Annotated in this window: 15 protein-coding genes; all 15 read right to left on the reverse strand. The window is 34.0% G+C overall.

Annotated features, from left to right (window positions below; genetic code table 11):
• Positions 1-12: 12 nt before the first annotated feature.
• Positions 13-1,932: a phage baseplate assembly protein V gene (locus tag EHE19_RS14295; protein ID WP_137696792.1), complete on the reverse strand. Its 1,920-nt coding sequence runs from the start codon at positions 1,930-1,932 to the stop codon at positions 13-15.
• Between the two features lie 5 nt (positions 1,933-1,937).
• Positions 1,938-2,576, reverse strand: a complete 639-nt coding sequence (locus tag EHE19_RS14300) for a CIS tube protein (RefSeq protein ID WP_137696793.1) — start codon at positions 2,574-2,576, stop codon at positions 1,938-1,940.
• Position 2,577: 1 nt separating this feature from the next.
• Positions 2,578-5,181: a hypothetical protein gene (locus tag EHE19_RS14305; protein ID WP_137696794.1), complete on the reverse strand. Its 2,604-nt coding sequence runs from the start codon at positions 5,179-5,181 to the stop codon at positions 2,578-2,580.
• A 12-nt stretch (positions 5,182-5,193) separates the two neighbouring features.
• Positions 5,194-5,613, reverse strand: coding sequence for a phage tail protein (locus EHE19_RS14310; RefSeq protein WP_137696795.1), 420 nt, complete (start codon positions 5,611-5,613; stop codon positions 5,194-5,196).
• 496 nt (positions 5,614-6,109) lie between these two features.
• A complete protein-coding gene (locus EHE19_RS20165) occupies positions 6,110-6,292 on the reverse strand; it encodes a DUF6760 family protein (protein ID WP_137697028.1) in 183 nt (60 codons plus the stop codon).
• Positions 6,289-6,657, reverse strand: a complete 369-nt coding sequence (locus tag EHE19_RS14315; protein WP_137696796.1) for a phage tail assembly protein — start codon at positions 6,655-6,657, stop codon at positions 6,289-6,291. Before EHE19_RS14315 ends, EHE19_RS20165 begins: the two co-directional genes overlap by 4 nt.
• A gap of 18 nt (positions 6,658-6,675) precedes the next feature.
• Positions 6,676-7,113 carry a phage tail protein gene (locus tag EHE19_RS14320; RefSeq protein WP_137696797.1) on the reverse strand — a complete coding sequence of 146 codons (438 nt, stop codon included), beginning with the start codon at positions 7,111-7,113 and terminating at the stop codon, positions 6,676-6,678.
• A 36-nt stretch (positions 7,114-7,149) separates the two neighbouring features.
• On the reverse strand, positions 7,150-9,435 hold the full coding sequence (locus EHE19_RS14325) for a phage tail sheath family protein (protein ID WP_244648250.1): 2,286 nt from the start codon (positions 9,433-9,435) through the stop codon (positions 7,150-7,152).
• A 189-nt stretch (positions 9,436-9,624) separates the two neighbouring features.
• Positions 9,625-10,413: a hypothetical protein gene (locus tag EHE19_RS14330; protein ID WP_137696798.1), complete on the reverse strand. Its 789-nt coding sequence runs from the start codon at positions 10,411-10,413 to the stop codon at positions 9,625-9,627.
• A 132-nt stretch (positions 10,414-10,545) separates the two neighbouring features.
• Complete coding sequence (locus tag EHE19_RS14335) at positions 10,546-11,070, reverse strand: Pvc16 family protein (RefSeq protein WP_137696799.1); 525 nt, start codon at positions 11,068-11,070, stop codon at positions 10,546-10,548.
• 326 nt (positions 11,071-11,396) lie between these two features.
• Positions 11,397-12,551: a hypothetical protein gene (locus EHE19_RS14340; RefSeq protein WP_137696800.1), complete on the reverse strand. Its 1,155-nt coding sequence runs from the start codon at positions 12,549-12,551 to the stop codon at positions 11,397-11,399.
• Positions 12,552-12,554: 3 nt separating this feature from the next.
• The gene (locus EHE19_RS14345; protein ID WP_137696801.1) at positions 12,555-13,454 is read right to left on the reverse strand and encodes a hypothetical protein; all 900 of its coding nucleotides are present in this window, start codon (positions 13,452-13,454) and stop codon (positions 12,555-12,557) included.
• Positions 13,455-13,720: 266 nt separating this feature from the next.
• Positions 13,721-14,329, reverse strand: coding sequence for an eCIS core domain-containing protein (locus EHE19_RS14350; protein WP_205314714.1), 609 nt, complete (start codon positions 14,327-14,329; stop codon positions 13,721-13,723).
• A gap of 46 nt (positions 14,330-14,375) precedes the next feature.
• Positions 14,376-16,529, reverse strand: a complete 2,154-nt coding sequence (locus tag EHE19_RS19815) for an AAA family ATPase (RefSeq protein ID WP_137696802.1) — start codon at positions 16,527-16,529, stop codon at positions 14,376-14,378.
• 220 nt (positions 16,530-16,749) lie between these two features.
• Positions 16,750-17,436, reverse strand: coding sequence for a hypothetical protein (locus tag EHE19_RS14360; RefSeq protein WP_137696803.1), 687 nt, complete (start codon positions 17,434-17,436; stop codon positions 16,750-16,752).
• Positions 17,437-18,000 lie beyond the last annotated feature (564 nt).

Here is an 18,000-nt window from a genome sequence, read left to right on the forward strand (position 1 = left end):
ATCTACCCTCACCTAGTTAATTTTAACCATTGTTCCATTTATCATTAACACACCACCACTTTTAAGGTTCAGTGCTTGACCAGCCTCTATATTTATTAGTGCACCTTTAATACCAACCTGTGCCGAGCTTTCGATATTTACCGAAAGTGGTCCGCTTATTTTTACACTCTGTTGAACTGAATCAAGACTAATCTGGCAAGCATTTGATTTTATCTCTGCTTTCATATTACCCTTAACTGTTACCGCATTTGTGACACCATCTATCTCAACAGCATTTAATCCTGTTGCATCCGATATTTTTATTTTAGGAGGAGTATCCTGTAATTCTACTGTTTGTCCTGTTACAGTCTTTAACGATATACTAGGCTGAGAGGGTGTATCATTAATGGTTATGGTATTTCCAAGCCTGCTTTTAATTACGTGCTTTAGATTCAGCGGATCAATAACAGGAGGTCTTTTTTTCATACTCCAGAGAGAACCTATGACATACGGACATTCCAATGCTCCTTCTCCAAAGGCTACAAGAACCTCATCACCTATATCAGGAATAAAGTATGTTCCTTTACTTGCTCCTGCATAAGGTACAGCAACTCTAGCCCAACCACTGTCATCCATAAAAAGATCTGATCCTTCTCTCATTGAGTAAGCCACTCTCACTCTTCCCAGCCCTAAAGGATCAATATTTGATATTACAGTACCTATGGATACACCGCTCTTACTTATAGAGCCTTCTCCTGCCATTCCACCTTGACCAGCTTTATTCATATTCTTTATTCCATTAGAAATAGCACCAAACAGGTCCTCATTTCCTTTTCCTACTTCAAACTGAGTTAAATATCCTGATTCACTAATATTATGTGTTACAGATGTAATATAGTAAGTATTGCTAAGCTGACTTCCAAGCCCTTCAATCTTAATAAATCTTCCGGGTGACAGTTCAGGCAATCCAATGCATTCACCTCTTCCCGAAAGAAATTTCATTAGTCTTTCTTTCATTTTATATAAAGCTACTCTTTCAGCTTCAAAAAAAGAACCTATTTCTCTATTGTACTCATAATCGATTACATTCCCCATAAATAGGTTTTTCATAATATTCTTTATCTTTTGACTGTCAATACCAGGAGCAGTAACATAGCCAGCCAATCCTATTACAGCCTGTTCTAGTATTTCATCATAACCTCTAGTTATAACAGCACAAGCTTGATCAGCAAGATCAAATTCAGGTGAAAAGCTTTTAAGACTTTTTCCCCACTTCAGTGTTGTTATTGGATTATCACTGCCAGTGTAAGGAGTTCTGAAATAAAGAGTATCTCCACTTATAAAAAACTCATATCCTATCATACTGGCTAATCTTTGTAAAAAACTATAATTGCTCTCATTTTCCTGCTGTATAGTATCGTGAATATCTACACTAAAATCCACATCAAAGTCAAGTCCATACAATCCAGCAAATATAATTGCTACGGCAGAGTATGGCAAAAGATGCCAAGCAAATGACAGTTTATGCTTCATCATAAGATATGATTTGTCATGGCATTCTACCGACACTATGGGACTCCCCTCCGATGGAAAATCAAATTTGACTGAAGTAATAAGTCCTTTGAAAACAGTGGTAAGCTTATCACCATAACCCATTTTTACTTCAATAAAATTACCAATAGCAAGATAATTATCAATCCAATCTTTATTAAAGTCGCTTGAAGCCATATCATAAGCATTGCAAACAGAAAAAGTACACATATCTGCCTTTTCAACACTTCTGTCAACCGTAATTTCTGTTATAGCCATTCCTTTCATTTTTACAAGTTCAGTCTTGTTGAATAAGCCACAAATCACTTCAAAAGCCGGGGCATAAAAATTGTAGTATTTTGATTCCAGTTCATCAAATGAAAAGCTTTCTCTTCCTTTGGAATTCAAAATTTCTATAGCCAAATCAATCACCTCAAACGCGGAATAATGATGTTTTTTCCTCCAGTTATAAGTCTGGGATTATCTATATTATTTGCTCTTGCTATTTCTCTCCACATCTCTGGATCCTGATATTCTTTGCTAGCTAACATCCATAAATGCTCACCTTGACTCAGAACCCTTTGTTTTGTCCTGTCTGAAGAGTTCCTTGGTATTTCCTGAAACTGCTCCTTGATACTTTTGCTTGATTTCAGTGATATATTAAGGACTGCTCTTACAGGTACTCCAGACTCGGTAAACATAGTAAACTTCTGTGTTACCTTTTCCATGAACCCTTTAAAGGTTCCTCCTCTGCTTCCTCCCCATGTAAACTTAACAATTGGAGGAGCATGAAGTTCAGAATCAACCTTTGCAAGCATAGTTACTCTAGTTGTATATTTTCTTACGTCCTCATTAGTCTCATAGGTGTCAAAAAAAAGTTCCATCGAAAGGGTTTCAGAATTGCCGCTTACAAACTGATTTATAGGTTCGGATAGTCCAACAATGGTAGTTGAGGCATATTGATTACCTGTCTCAATTGTGTACTCATTAGGATAATAAAGTACACTGATAACCTCACCCATTCTACTTCCATTTACAATTTCAATAATAGCTTTCTCCATTGGCATACTAGTAACCTCGCCTTACCCTGTCAACTTTGATTTTTTGCTCTATTTCTTTATAAATTCTTTCAACCAAGCTATTAACATTTACATTTGAAGTATGTATATACTGTAATGTTTGCTTTTCAATATTAACAACCTGTGTTTTCAAAGCTTGTATTTCTTCTATATAGCTTGAGTTCTTCTGCGGTTTGTTAACACTTCGAAAGTCCATTGTTGCTTTATATTTCATAGCCTCTGGCCAAACAAAGCCCCTATCTTCTTTTTCAAGCTTATTTCTTAAATGGTCATATGCTTTTACCGTTAAATTTCTGTTCAACGTATAGTAATTTTGTACACTCTTGCTTAAAATACTCATAGCAGTCTCTCTTGAATGCTTTTGTACATAGAGTGTTGGCAGTAGCCCTGCAAAAGTAAGCATATTATAAATATCAGGGTATGTCTTTCTTAAATTATAAATACTATATGGAGTTATCCTATTTCTTTCCCGTTCACTCATATGTAAAAAGGAAGTATTCTTATTATGTGTAAATGTTTCTTTTAATGTCCAATCTCCATTTTGTCTTTCGTTATAATCATCTTCATCCTCATTATCAAGAAATGGTGATAGTCCATATGCTTTTTTATCAATATAATTTGTAAAAAAGTAAGTGGTCTTATTTTCAAGTTCTTTTCTAAAGCCCTGTATAATATTGTAGGTCATATTATGCCAGAACTCTCTTGTTTCACTATTCATTTCTCTTTTTTGCTTCCGCTTTGTCAGCTTATTTGCTCTAAACAGCCCTAAACGGTAAGCTAAACGCAATGTCTCAGGAAGTTCCTGTCGTAATCCAGAAACAATCTTATCATGGATTATAGATGAAAATGCCTTTATAGATTCACTTTGTATAAAAGCCTTCTTAAATCCAGAGCTAATAAATGAAGATAAACCCGGAAAATAAATGTGGTAATAATTCCTAAAATTATAAGGATTCATATTAATTACATTTGTATAATTCTCCTCATAATTGCCTATTTCAGAATATAATCTGTCAAATCCATTTATATTTTCTATAGGATAAATAGTATTAATACTATCGCTAATATACCTTAAGTAAAAACTATTAATACCTTTGCCACCGCTAACCATTTTGAAATTATATGGAAGCAGCACACTTCCAAATCCACCATTTATAGTTCTTCTATATTCCTTTATAACTTTTCTAGCTTCAGATATTTCAAATCTGGTCAAAAATCTTAAAATGTTATCTAATCTATACCTTGCTCTGGCAGGAAAACTCATAACATTTCCTAATCTATGCTCCGCTCGGATAGGGACACTCAAAGTATTGCCTAAACCAGACTCATCTCTTGTCAGAAATCTTATAATATTTTCAAAACAATACCTCGCTCTGGAGGGAACACTCAAAATATCCCCTAATCTAAGTTTCACTGCTTTATCAATAAAATTCAAAGAAATTTCATTTTTTAAATCCCTCTGATCGGCATGATATAGTTTTATACTTTTTAAATAAAAGACATTTATAGTTTTTATATACTCATTTATAGCTTTTATAGTATTATTTATTTTAAATCCAATCGGAGTGCTTAAATTGCTCCGTAATCTATGCTCCGCTCGGGTTAGAACACTCAAAGTATTGCCTAAACCAGAATCTTCTCTAGTCAGAAATCTTATAATATTTTCAAAACCATACCTCGCTCTGGCGGGAACACTCAAAATATCCCCTAATCTAAGTTTCACTGTATTATCAATAAAATTCAAAGAAATTTCATTTTTTAAATCTCTCTGATAGGCATGATATGGTTTTATACTTTTTAAATAAAGGCCATTTATAGTTCTTATGTACTCGTTTATAGCTTTTATAGTATTATTTAAATTAAATCCAATTGGAAAGCTAAAAATGCTCCGCAATCTATGCTCCGCTTTGGTAGGAACACTCAAAATGTTTCCCAAATTAAGTTCTAATCTGGCAGGTAAGTTCAAAACATTACTTAAATCCAGGCTCTCTCTCTTCGGAAAACTTAATATTCTCCCTAAAACAGACTCCTCTCTAGTTAGGAAACTATAAATGCTTCCTAAATTAGTCCCAGAACTAATCGCTTGTATATTTAGAGATGCTTCATTTTTTAAATCTCTCTGAAAAGTATGATTAGCTTTTATACTTTGTAAATAAAAAGCATTTTCCAAAACCATACTATTTGAAAGATTATAATTTATAAGCCTTTCTTTTAAGTATCTTATGCTTTGATGTCTAGAAGAAGAGTGTACTGCTTTAACTGTATTTTCAAGTTGATTCTTAAAATTTGTCAAAGCTTGCTTATTTAAAATACTTGTGCTGCTTTTATGGTTATTACTGCTTTTATCGCTTTGCTCCAATATTTGCAGCTGCATATTTATATTAATCAATAACTGCTCAATATCAGTTCTTACATAATTATCAAATGCTCTATCAACCTTATAGAAAAGATCAAACCAAGCAGCCAAATTATTTCTTGAAACATTGTACTTAGCAAATATCTTCTGTACAAAAGCATCATTATGTTTTTTTTTCAAAACTCTATTTGGTGCTAGTGTTTGCTTTGGTATAAACAGTTTCTTGTTTTGCAGCATTATTTCATTCCTCTATTTCATTCCTTTATGTACAAATTCAATAGACTCCACAGCAGCCATATTACTGTCTGCCTTTAGTTCTGGTCCAGTCCACTTGACAGGATATGCATCCACAAAATCCCACCTAGCTACATCCTTTCCAAAGCTGTTACACAATATAACTGAAATCTTCTGCTTCAAAATTTGTCCGGCTAATACACTTTTGTACCAGTTGAGTAATTCTCCTGATTCTACAATCCCCTTTTTAAGCGTCAACCTTGGATGCTTAATAAATTTGGGAAAATGATGAATATAATTTGTTCCGCCTTCTCTGTATTCCTCTAGTTCTACCTCTGCTTCTAAGCCTGACACCTCAGAGAAACCGCCATAAAGTTCAATATCATTAATCTCCACCTTAAACTTAAAAGAACCAACCGGATAACTTTTCTCCATTTTGCAACCGTCCCACGTCAATTAGTGTTGACGTGGGCTCAGTACCCCCTTTACTACTTTTAATAATTGCTTTTTAATATTTCGTTACTAATTTTCATTAATCTATTATTTAGCTACATACAATAGATTCAATCTACGGCTGTTACACAACAACAATTTCTGTATACCAATGACTTATTGTAAGAAATAGCACGCGAGTGTAATATATATCTAATTGCGATGCTCAGTTAGAAATTGATGCTAGAAATAGTAGGTGAAGAACAAGTAACGTAGCCGACACTGCTACAGGAAGTAGCAGTGAGTATTAACCCGAGACAGGATGCCTTGTTAATATGGTCGGTTGAAGTACTTGTTCTGAACCGCAAATATTTCAGCGTCAATTTCGTGAGCGAGCATTAGATATATATTGCACGGAAGTACTATTTAATCATTTCACCGTTGATATATTGTTTTTGTTTGCAACAGTCCCTTTTGATATGTAAACAATAAAATATTTTTAGCCTAGATCAAACACGTTTTCTTTGTCCTCACTCAGCTTCCGGTTAATCTTTGAAATCTCCTCACACCATTTTTTCCTTTCGGCATGTTCCATTGCCATGATATCATCATGACTCCAGTGAAAATGATATGCAATGAAGGCTACCTCTTCATAAATATTAGCTATCGGATAGCCCTTTATAGCTCCCCCATCGGTTCATTAATCCATTCAAATTCATGTAAGCATTTAGGACAGGATACTTTAATAGCTGACGTTCCCGTTTCATTTATTCTTTGGTATAAATCCTGAAGATACGCCAAATCTGCTGTAAATAAATCCTCTATCACCTTAGTATTAATAGCTTGAAGACTTCCTAGCTTAACAATAACCCTTGAGAGCAATATAATTGTTAAATATGCTGGATTCTGCTGAACTCTTTGATCCTTAAGAGGTAATATCTCATCAGCAGCAGTAGCTAATCTCATTACTCCTTTTTTATGTAAATTCCCATCTATATCCACATAGCCCTTAGGCAACTCAAAATTAAACTCTGTTTGAAAAGCCATTTGTATCCTCCAATATTATTATTTTGTTCTAGTCATTCCTTCATGTGCAATTTCTAGTGTCTCTATCAATACTTCATTTCCTGTTCCCTTAAAGTCTGACACACTGTATTTCATTGGCCATGCCTCAACAACCTGCCATGTAGCCGAGTCATTTCCATCTTCATCAATTGAAATAATTGTAACTGACTTACGTTCAACTTTTCCTTCTGAAACGCTCTTCATCCAGTTGTATATATCCATTGAATCTGTAATACCTCTTTTCAAGGTTATATTGCTATGTTTTCTTAATCCTGGCAATTTTCTAGGTGTTATTGCCTCATTACCATCTCGATACTCAATTACATCCATCGAAAGATCATATCCTGATACATCTGAAAAAGCTGCAACTTGAATACCTTCTATTTCAACCCTAAACCGAAAATTTCTATATGGGTCCAATCGGGCATTAGTAGCCATGATTCTTCTCTCCTTCCGTTTTCTTAATTACTATCTCTATTGTTGATCTCCAGTTTTCTGAGAAATTCTAAAAATCACAAACTCTGCTGGCTTAACTGGAGCAACCCCAATTACACAAATCAATCTTCCATTATCAATATCGTCTTGAGACATTGTAGAGCGATCAACCTTAACAAAAAAGGCTTCTGCTGGACTGTTTCCCATAAGAGCACCATTTCTCCACACTGTAGTAAGGAAGTTTTCAATTGTACGCTGAACCCTTGACCAAAGTTTTTCATCATTAGGTTCAAAAACAACCCATTTTGTGCCTCGTTTGATTGACTCCTCAATGAATATAAATAGTCTTCTTACATTTATGTATTTCCACAGGGAATTAGAGGTACAAGTTCTAGCTCCCCAAACTCTTATTCCTTCACCGGTAAAGTATCGGATAAGGTTAACTCCCTTTGGGTTCAAAATATCCTGTTCACCCTTGTTATATTGATATTCCAAGCCTGTGCACGCTCTTACAACCTCGTTGGCTGGAGCCTTATGTACACCTCTTGATGTATCCGAACGCGCATAAATACCCATTACTGAACCTGATGGCGGTATATAAGTATTTATTTTCTCGTAAGGATCAAACACCTGCAGCCATGGGTGATACATTGCAGCATAATGACTATCCACAATATTGCGGAAGGCTTCAACATCTGCAACAGTCTTTTTATCATTAGGAATGTCAAGAACCGCAAATCTGCTTCCTAGATTTTCACAGTGAGCAACAAGTGCAAGCTGTGCAGCAGGATCAACTATTCCCGGCATTGCTATAATACTTACATCCTCATTATCAATAAATGCCTGTATTCCTGTACGCTTTCCTGGTCCATTATCCTGACCTATAAAGTCAGCCGCAGTTGTTTTGCTGAGATTTCCATCACTTCCGTTCATAAGTGTGATAGTGTGCTCACTATACCTTATTTCTTTGGTATATTTTAACTCTTCCTTATAGAGTTCATTATCATTTTCACCTAGCACAATTATGGTCTTGCCTTCATCATCAGCAATTACTTCTAGTTTCTTTCCATCTTTTACTTTTTTTAATATATCCTCAGTCTCAACTTCGGTAATTGTTTTAATCTTTCTAATTACTATCTCCTCACCAGCTAAATCTGTTTCACCATCTTGCAGCTGAGTTTCTATTCCATCTTTTACTTTAATAACTTCTACTTTCTCTGTTGGTTTTAATGTTGAAAAATCACCACTATAAAGTTCCTTGTCAGCGTCTCCAAATACTTTTATCTTTTTGTCAGCTGATATTTCAACTTTAATGCCGTCTTTTATCCTCTTTAGTTCTGTGCTCTCAACACTTTCTTTTATTAACTGGATAGCTTTTATCCTCTTTATTACAATTTCCTCTCCAGCTAAGTCTGTTACTCCACTTTCAACCTCGGTTTCAATACCGCCCTTGACTTTAATTACTACTATTTTTTCAGTGGGCATAATTTCTCTATTTGTTATAACCTGATATGGATGCAGCGGTAAACTATCCCCTTTATTGTTGCTCTCAACAACTACTAATGAAGACTTTGAAACTGCCTTTTCTATGTAGTTTGATGCTGAAGGATTTAATGATACATTTTCATATAGTTCAGAAATATCCTGATAACTAACCTTGAGATTAACCTCACATGTATATAGAATTTTTACAGGAGGCAAGCTTTTATCTATCATTTCGCTGGCATTTTCAGCTAGCTTTTCTGATAGTGTTATGACATTATCCTGTACATCCTTAACTATTGCATACTTCTGAGGAATTTTATTTACACCGTCAAAAAACGCTACAACATCCCCAATATTAAAGCCTCCACTGTTCTTAACTTTGAACTGCAATGATGTATCAGCATCACCAATAACTTCTTCTATAGTTGTCTTTGCCTTACTAGAAGGTGTAACAGTTATCTTTATTCTATTTCCCCAAACACCTGGATTTTTAGCAAGGATATGTAAAACACTTTGTTCGCCATCATCATCAAAATTTTTGGCTTGTTTTGCTTCTGGAGGTACTACTCTCATTACAAAGCAGCGTCCTCCTCCATTATTGAAAAAGTGCTCAACTGCATAGGATAAAAACCGATTATTCCCATATAGGTTTTTTGGCAAATACCCTCCAAACTTTCTCTGAAAATCACCAAAGCTAGTTACAAGCTCAGGCAAACCTTCAATAACACCTCTTTCTGCATATCCTAGGAATCCAGCGGTACTAGTGCTAACACCCTCCATAGGTCTTGGACCGCTTTCAAATTCCTCTACATAAACACCTGGAGATAAATACTCTGGCATAAGTTTTTATGGTTCGGAAATATATATCCGAAACCTTTCCCCCTTTCTATTAGTAATTACACGCTTTTGTAAAGTCTTACAAAGTTTTTTATATTAATAGCTAAAATAACTATTTTACTTTTCAAACCTAAATTCAAACTACGCAAAAAACACAACTTACCTAAAAGGGCATACTTAAAAAGCAATAATTTAAGCCGTAATTAGCTTTAAAAAAACAGGCTTACCTTCTTCCATAACGATACACCTTTTTGTATCCTCATTTTCAATCTTGAGACTTACTTCACAGCTTTTTTCCCTGAAGCTTCTAAAGAAAATAACACATTCCCCTCTTGAGTCTGTTCTTGTATATATTAATGGCATAAGAAGCGCTCCCCTTACCTGGTCATTAACAAGCGGCTTCGTTAGCTTGAATTTTCCATTTTTAATTTTGCCTTCAATCGTACAAGTTGTATTAGTTTCTGTAAAATCTTCATCTTTTTTCTTTATCACAAAGGTATCTCCTCTTTCAATACAACCGGATATATTAACAAGGTTCAATATATCATTTTCGCCTTCAGTACTCACAATTCTAGCCACAGCCGATCTATCAGAAACAATTGCAGCTTCAATGGATGTTCCTTCTATTGCTTTTCCTCTAGAATCAACCAACGAAAGCCTTATAATATTTGATTTTTTAGGAAAAGGATATAATGGTGAAGGTTTAAGAGTAATAAAAATAGATTTATTAGAGGGTAGTTCTTCCATATTGACCGAAAATTTTTCCATAAGATATATATCTGACTTAATTATTACATTGTACATTTTATTATTTAATCGAGTAAAAACATAACAATCGGATTTTACAATAGGTTTAAAATCAGTGTCCTCCAAAGTAATCTTTATACTGGAATCTGTAATATATTGTGCTGTAAATTCATCCTTTAAATATATCGCCATTGATACTTTGTCACCAAGCTGCATACATATGTTATAATCCATTGTCTCCACCCTACACATACTGTTTATATAATACACTGCTAGTAGCCCTTTTAACTGTTAAAGCTACTTCTTTGAAAAGAGTAATTCTTCAAATATTTCTAAATACTATCACTTTCAAACTGTTTGACAAAATCATATAACTCTATTAACTTCAGCAAAATCGGATATTTCATTTATGTCAATAAGAACTGGCTCAACAATATAGCAAAGAGAAGTTTTAAATGCAACATTCGGAAAATTCCATATTTTTGACTGTTCTTCAAGCGTCATATTATTTAGTATAATTTTCAACTCTTCATTCCGTTCTGCCAATGTACCGCATAGATAAGATCCTTTTAGAACTTGATTCATGGCAATTACCTTCATTGCTGCACCTAATATACATAGTTCATCATACGCTCGTGAAGATATTTCTACAGTTGAATGTGCTGTAAGCAAAAAGTAAATACTCAGCGAAAGATTTTGACCATTAGGACTTCTCCATGCTCCATTTTCCTTAATTGAATAAGGATAAATAGTCAAGCGCAAGTCGCCTTTTTCAGCAGGAGAACATAATCCTATCAATTCCGGCTTCAATATTGGATTTGGAGTCAACTTGTCTCTTAACAGCTTAACAAAAGAGTAACCTGCATCTGATATCGAAGTAAAGCTCCCCATCTATTCCTCCTATTGCATTTCCGAAGCACATAATTATTACGTAAAATTTTGTCGTTTTTTAGAAATAATTATATTACTTGTGCTTATATGTAATGTTTTTATACCCAAGAAATTATGGATATTTGGTCTATTTTATCTAATTATATACATAATTATTGTTGTAGTTTATAATATACTATTTTTTTTACTAAGTCAATTACAATCAGATAATGCTAAATAATAATTGGCTTTACTTTAAGTGAAATTCCATACTTTGAGTTGGTATGTATTATATCTTTTAGAAGCCTTACTTTCTATTTGATTACAATACAAAACAAGAATTATTATTATCTGGGAGGTACTGTGTAATTTAGAGTCATGAGGACTTTGTTAATATCCTCTGTTGGCCACACTCCAGATTTTTCGAACTGCTCAAGCAATAGATTTATTTGCTCCATTTGTGCCTTTGGCCATTTGCCAGAAATAGCCGCAGACCTTGCCAGAATCATTTCCAGTTTTGAGACTTCACCGACAGATACTGACTCTGCTGTTGTCGCATTTTTCATATATTTAACATCCGACATATTCTTAACCATAGTATTATATGAATTGATAGCTTGCTTTAGTACGATATCGTCAAGTGATATGTGTGTGTTTCCAGAATGCAGTAGTTGTCCGTATCCCAATTGATTTATTTGAACTGCATTACTAACTGCATTTTGTCTTTCTTTCGCTGAAGCACCAATTGGATTGTAGGGTCGACTAGCTAGCTGTTTATGGTAATCTGTATCTCCTACTAATAATCCACGCTGCATCTCACGATACTCATCTGCATTCATTCCAGTTTGGTCAGGCTTCGAATTAGATCCAGTTCCGATGTGTGCTCTATGCAAATCATGTACCTCTTGATATGCAGGTGCAATGTTCTCTAGAATATGAGCATCTCTAGATTCTTTTCGTGGTAACCAGCCATCTGCTAGCACTGCATAACCAATAGTATGTTCTGACTGGTGTGTTGAACCAGAAACCACTTTTCCAAAAAGTTCTGTAAGTCGTTCCTGCTCTTTAGACTTGGCACCATGTTGACCAATATTAAATCGTATACTACCCTGCGGAAGTCCTATTACAAACATTCTATTCGAACTAGTTTTTCCCGCCTTTTTAATTTTTGGGGGTATGCGACTGGAACCCTTTTTATTTGTTTTAACTATTCTTTTACTTCTTGTTAACTGTAACGTACCCGCTTTATTTACTTGTGGATTTATTGTTGCATTTTCTATCAGTTTATTTTGAACAACTATACTAGATAGATTATCTACAAACTGAAAACCTTTCTTCCCTTTGCTTTTCTTTTGAGTGACTGAATTGGCTGTCATTCTGCTTTTATTCTCTGTTTTTTTTCTTCTTTCTTCTTTGCTGAATACATCCATTACCACCCTTACTGAATCAAGTGTCTGTTCTTCTATCCAATATTCAAAAAGCAACCATAATAACTGAAGCATTATCTAGAGTTCGTCTTCTGAATCAGAATCATGTTGTTCCATAAAACCAGAACCCCTAATGAACCGCGCCGGTATGGTCAATAATTCACCTTTTTCTGGCTGTGCAACTCTTACTTGATGCTCATCATCTCTTCTTACATACCCTCGAAGTCGATCATCTCGTACTCTATCTAATAACATTTTACTTGTAAATACCTCCAAATGCTGTGCATCTTTTTTACCTTTTATTTTAGCTCGTGCTATTTTTCGTAATTTTACCTCAATTTCTTGATCGCCATAAATTACGCCATCATTTTGCTTTGGTCCTGTGAAAGATATTCGATCACTTTCCCCCTTATTGATACTTGTTTGATCTAACTGTTCTTCCGCTGTAACAGCTATTCGGCCAGCAGGTGCTAGTCCGTGTTCAGTTATATGTGCTTTTCCTTGCCCTCTCCTATTTTGGGGATTTCTAAAATCCTTATCTCTTCTTGTAACTATAAGTGGTATTCCACTCAATTGTCTTTCTCTTTCCAAAATCTGCTGCCTTTTCTTTGCAGCTTCTTGTGCTTTTAATTCTTCCTCCTCAGCTCTTTTTTGTCTTGCTATTGCTTTTTTTTCCTCTCTTATACGTTCCTCATATTCCTCCAACGCTTCATAATCATATTCTTCATCATCTTGAAGATCATAAAAATCATCTTCTTCCATTCTTGTTTTCCCATCTTTTGATTTTATAAATACCACCATTTGAATAGGCATATTATTTGAAAAATTATCTTTATTACTCTTCAACTGAATACTTTGTTTGGTTTCTGGTCTTTTGTAAAAATCAAAACCTTCCTTAGAACAGCTTTTTCTCTGAGGAACATAATTTGAAACTGTCCTACTTTTATTTTCTTTTTTCTTACTTACGTGTTCATACATAACACTTTACTCCTAAGTTAAATTTATCCACCATGATAGTTATTTTACACATCTTTAAGTTGAAAATTTTAGAACAAGTTTAGCTTCAAACTAAGATTAAAATAAACTAGCACAATGAGTTAGAATTAAATATCAGCTAAATATCTTTATCATTAATAACAACTGCTAGTAACAAATAATTTTGACTATCATTATCAGTTTATTAGATAATAACCACTATTCACAGAATTACCATCCAATAGTATTCAATATAATAAAATTCAACACTATTCTTCATTCCCTGTATAGTTTTGAGCCTTTGCTCCCATCACATCCGCCTCATATTCTAGTCCTGGATTGTCATTCACCTTAATACCTTGCATCTGCATAGTTGGCTGTACTCTTCCTTGTGCCTGCTGTACCACATGCCATGCTTCATGAGGAAGATATTTTTCCTGTCCTGCTGCCACATGGATATCCCTTCCCTGTGTATATGCTAATGCTCCCACCTGTGCAGGTTTATCTGAATTGTAATGAACTCTAACATCACTCATATCCATACCAGAAAGTTTTTCTATCCCTTCCATTAATCTATCTGGCATTCCAGTATTGTTTATCTTCTTATTAACAGGCTCAAGCGTTTCTCTTACTGGCGAATCTTCCTCTCCTAACTTTGCTTTTCTTTGAAGAATTTCGTCATTAAATGAATTCATAGGCAACTTACCTTCTGTATTTTTCTTAAACTGCACTGAATTAGATTCTGCAAGCAAGGTATTAGATGCTTTTGCAGCATGTTGAACAGACTTAATAGAAGGAACTTTTCGCATTTGCAATTTATTATCTGATTTTATTTTCTGGACTTCTTTATCATTCTTTTTACTTTTTTCTGCAAACATTTTATTCGCCTTCCTTAATTACAAACATTTGATTACAAACATTTGATTACAAATATTCTTCTATATCATCTAAAATAACCATCTTCCCAATTTTCTTAAGTTCTGTTAAAGCAGCTTTTATAATGTGTCTATTCCCTATTGCTTCATTTTTTTCGGCTGCAATAAATGCTGCAGCTAATGCAATATTTTTTATATTTCCTCCGCTAACCTCAAATTTTTCGGCAATCCAAGGAAAACTAATGTCTTCCGATAAAGGAGTTTCTTTTGGAAATAAAGAACGCCAAATCATTTCTCTATGAGCTACATCTGGAAATGGAAACTCAACAACAAAATTAAAACGCCGCAAAAAAGCATCATCAATATTCTTTATATAGTTAGTAGCTAGAACGGTGACCCCTTCGTAATCTTCAATTCTTTGCAGCAAATATGCCGTTTCTACATTTGCATGTCGGTCATGAGAGTCCTTAACCTCAGTTCTCTTGCCAAAAATAGCATCAGCTTCATCGAAAAAGAGAATTGCATTACTAAGCTGTGCCTCATCAAAAATTTCTTCTAAATTCTTTTCTGTTTCTCCGATATATTTACTTACCATTTTAGAAATATCCACTTTGTAAAGTTCAAGTTGAAGTTCATTTGCCACAACCTGTGCAGCCATGGTTTTTCCAGTACCCGGAGGTCCTGAAAAAAGCATACTGAGCCCCTTTCCATAGAAAAGTCTTTTATTAAATCCCCAATCCCCGAATACCTTCTGCCTGAATTTCATTTGGTTGCAAGCATCAATAAGTAAATTCTTTGCATCTTCTTGAAGAATAATATCATTCCAATAAAATTTTGCTTCAATTTTTCTAGCCTTGGTTATGAGGTGAGTTTTTCCATTATGATAACAAGCAGAATTAAGACTTTTTATATCTATCCCCTCTGTCTTATTCTTAATTCCTGCTGCATTAATCTTTGCTAATTCAAGCGTATCCATTATCTGACCTGGTGTAAATCGGAATTTAGACGCAAACTCTCCCCAATTAACTGAAGTGCTGAATATATAATTCTTTCCCATCTCCTGCCAAAGTATCTTTCTCTCTTGTTCATCAGGTAATTCTAATAAAAAGTGAAGGATAGGATTTTTTTGTTCTTGCAAATATTTTTTCATGGAATATGTAGAAAGAATATAAAATATTTCACCATTTTGAAATTCTTTTATGTACTCTGTTTTTAGCTTAATCAATGCGTTTATTAGTTTATCTTCAACGGCATCTGGGGTATCTGGCATTTTTACTGCAAGAACTGCATTTTGTAGAATGGTTTCACACAGGATTAATTTTATTAGTTTTTCAGAGCTTGTATCCGATAAAAATAACTTCATATCCACTATTAACAAAGTTCTGCCTAAGCTTTTGCATAAATGCCTGAGCTGAAATGTTTTACCTGTTCCACAAGCTCCTTGCAGGTGAATTAGAATGGTTTCTCTTTCCTTCAATTCGGTTGTATAATAATTCTGAAGCTTTTTCTGTAGTTCTGTCTGAATAAGAAGCGGAGAAATAATGTCATCGGGATGAAATATCTCAATATAACCTTCAAGTTCTTGTGGAAGCTTATCTATGCCCAATAGATAGAATATAATTCTTTCATCTAGGCGCATTTCTCGATTTTGAGCATTTAGATTCCATGGTGAATCAGAGAATAGAAATTTCTGCAAAGAACCGCCACAAAACCACTGTCTTTTGTTCTTAATAATTTCTGCGGCATCATCATATAATATTTTTAATACAATTTCCAGTGTAGGATATTTGATTGAAGTGTCATCGGCAATAAGTCCATATACTTTTTCATATTTGGGATGCAGTTCAGCTGCAAAACTCATGATCACGATTTGCCTTTCCAGCCATGAAAGAGAAAATTTCTCGCATAAAAAATCCAATTTATTTCTTTGTGTGTTATTCTTTAAACTCATTTCCCTTGAAATATATTCATTTTTTAAATGCTGTAGTTCTTCGGCATTTTGAGAATCTACATCATTTGTGAAAAGCCTGAATATTTCGATAAAATTCATTGAAAAACCACGGTTTGAAGATTCAATACATAGGTTTTGAATCATAATGAGTAGTCTTAGTATTTTAATATCAAGAATTTCAAGTAAATCAAGGATATAACCGTCTATATCCTTATTTTTTAATGATTTTTTGTGTGTACTTCTTTTCACCATATGTTTGTACCTTTCTAACTACATGTGTTTGATTTATCACTGTACATATAAAAATATTACCATACTAATAATATTTGGACAATTAGTTAATGTATGGTTTTATAATACCTGAATTGCCCAAATTCACAAAATGATGCTGGCGACTTCTTAATATGCCAAAAGAACGGCGAATACACGAAAGGTAAACTTTGCATTTTTTCAGTCAACCCAGTATTCTTTTTTATTCCTCCTCAACACCATGCAAATGATGAATTTGCGCTCCTCTTAGACCCAATACAGGATGTGCATATTTATCTCTTTGCTCTTTGATAGTACGTTTTCCATGTTCATCGGAGGTAACTCTAGCTGATCTTGTTGCATATACAAAGCGTGTCTGTTTATTCACGCCCATGTTAGGTACAAGTTTTCCATTTACGATTCTAGATTCATTCATTTTCAATCTTTCCATCATAAAACGTGCCTCTGCATGTTGATCTTCGGCAGACATTTTAACTACAGTACTAGTACCAGCCTGTCCTCCGCCCCCCCAAGTTCTTGTACTTGCTACAAGCCTAGATGCATTTCCCATAGTAGTTCCAGGAGGTACAAGATGTTTTTTTGAAAAAGCTGATGTAGTTGCTACTTTAGGCATTTCAACCAATGTTCTCTTTTTTGCTTCATGAAATGCTTTCGTTTCCGCTTTATGTTGATCCATTTGTTGTTTTGTCATAGTACACTTACTTGTTTTATGTTCTTTACTGCCACATTTACTACATGGCAATTGACATTGAAGTAAGTTTTGATTTTTAGTTCCCAAAGAATCATTTACAAACTTAAATCTTTGTTTTACACTATGTTTATTTTTAGTAATGGAATTAGTAGCAACGCTGTTTTTATTATCTTTGAACTTCCCCGCTCTTTCATACATGTATCAAGACCCTCCTTAATTATTTGATATTATAAATTCACCTTATATATATCCTTTATACTAATACATTAATTTAATTTGCTGTGCTACTTTATTTTTACTGAATTCGCAAGTAAACTGCATAAAATAAACTAGTATAACAAAATAATTTATTATCTGACAAATCACAGTACTTTTTTAAATATTACCATATCAATAATATTTAAACAATTATTATGCAGGGTTAATGAAGTAACGCTGGTGGGTTTCTATACAAAAACATAAAGGGGCAAATAGATCTTCGGAATTAAATATATATTTCACTGGCATACTATTTCTTCAACAAGTTATAGGTATACATATATTTCAACCCATGTTCATATTTTCTTACAACATTATTTTATCTTTTTGTTTAGTTTTCGACAAAATAATCCGATATTATTATTTGAGCAAAAAGCAACATACGTATTTATTAACAGGAGGATTACAAATATGCTTTAAGATACTAATAATATATAAAGACTTTATAAAATATGTTTACTCATAACCTTACATAATAGTGCCAATTAAAAAACATTATATACT

The organism is Ruminiclostridium herbifermentans, from assembly GCF_005473905.2.
GTDB lineage: Bacteria > Bacillota > Clostridia > Acetivibrionales > DSM-1351 > Ruminiclostridium > Ruminiclostridium herbifermentans.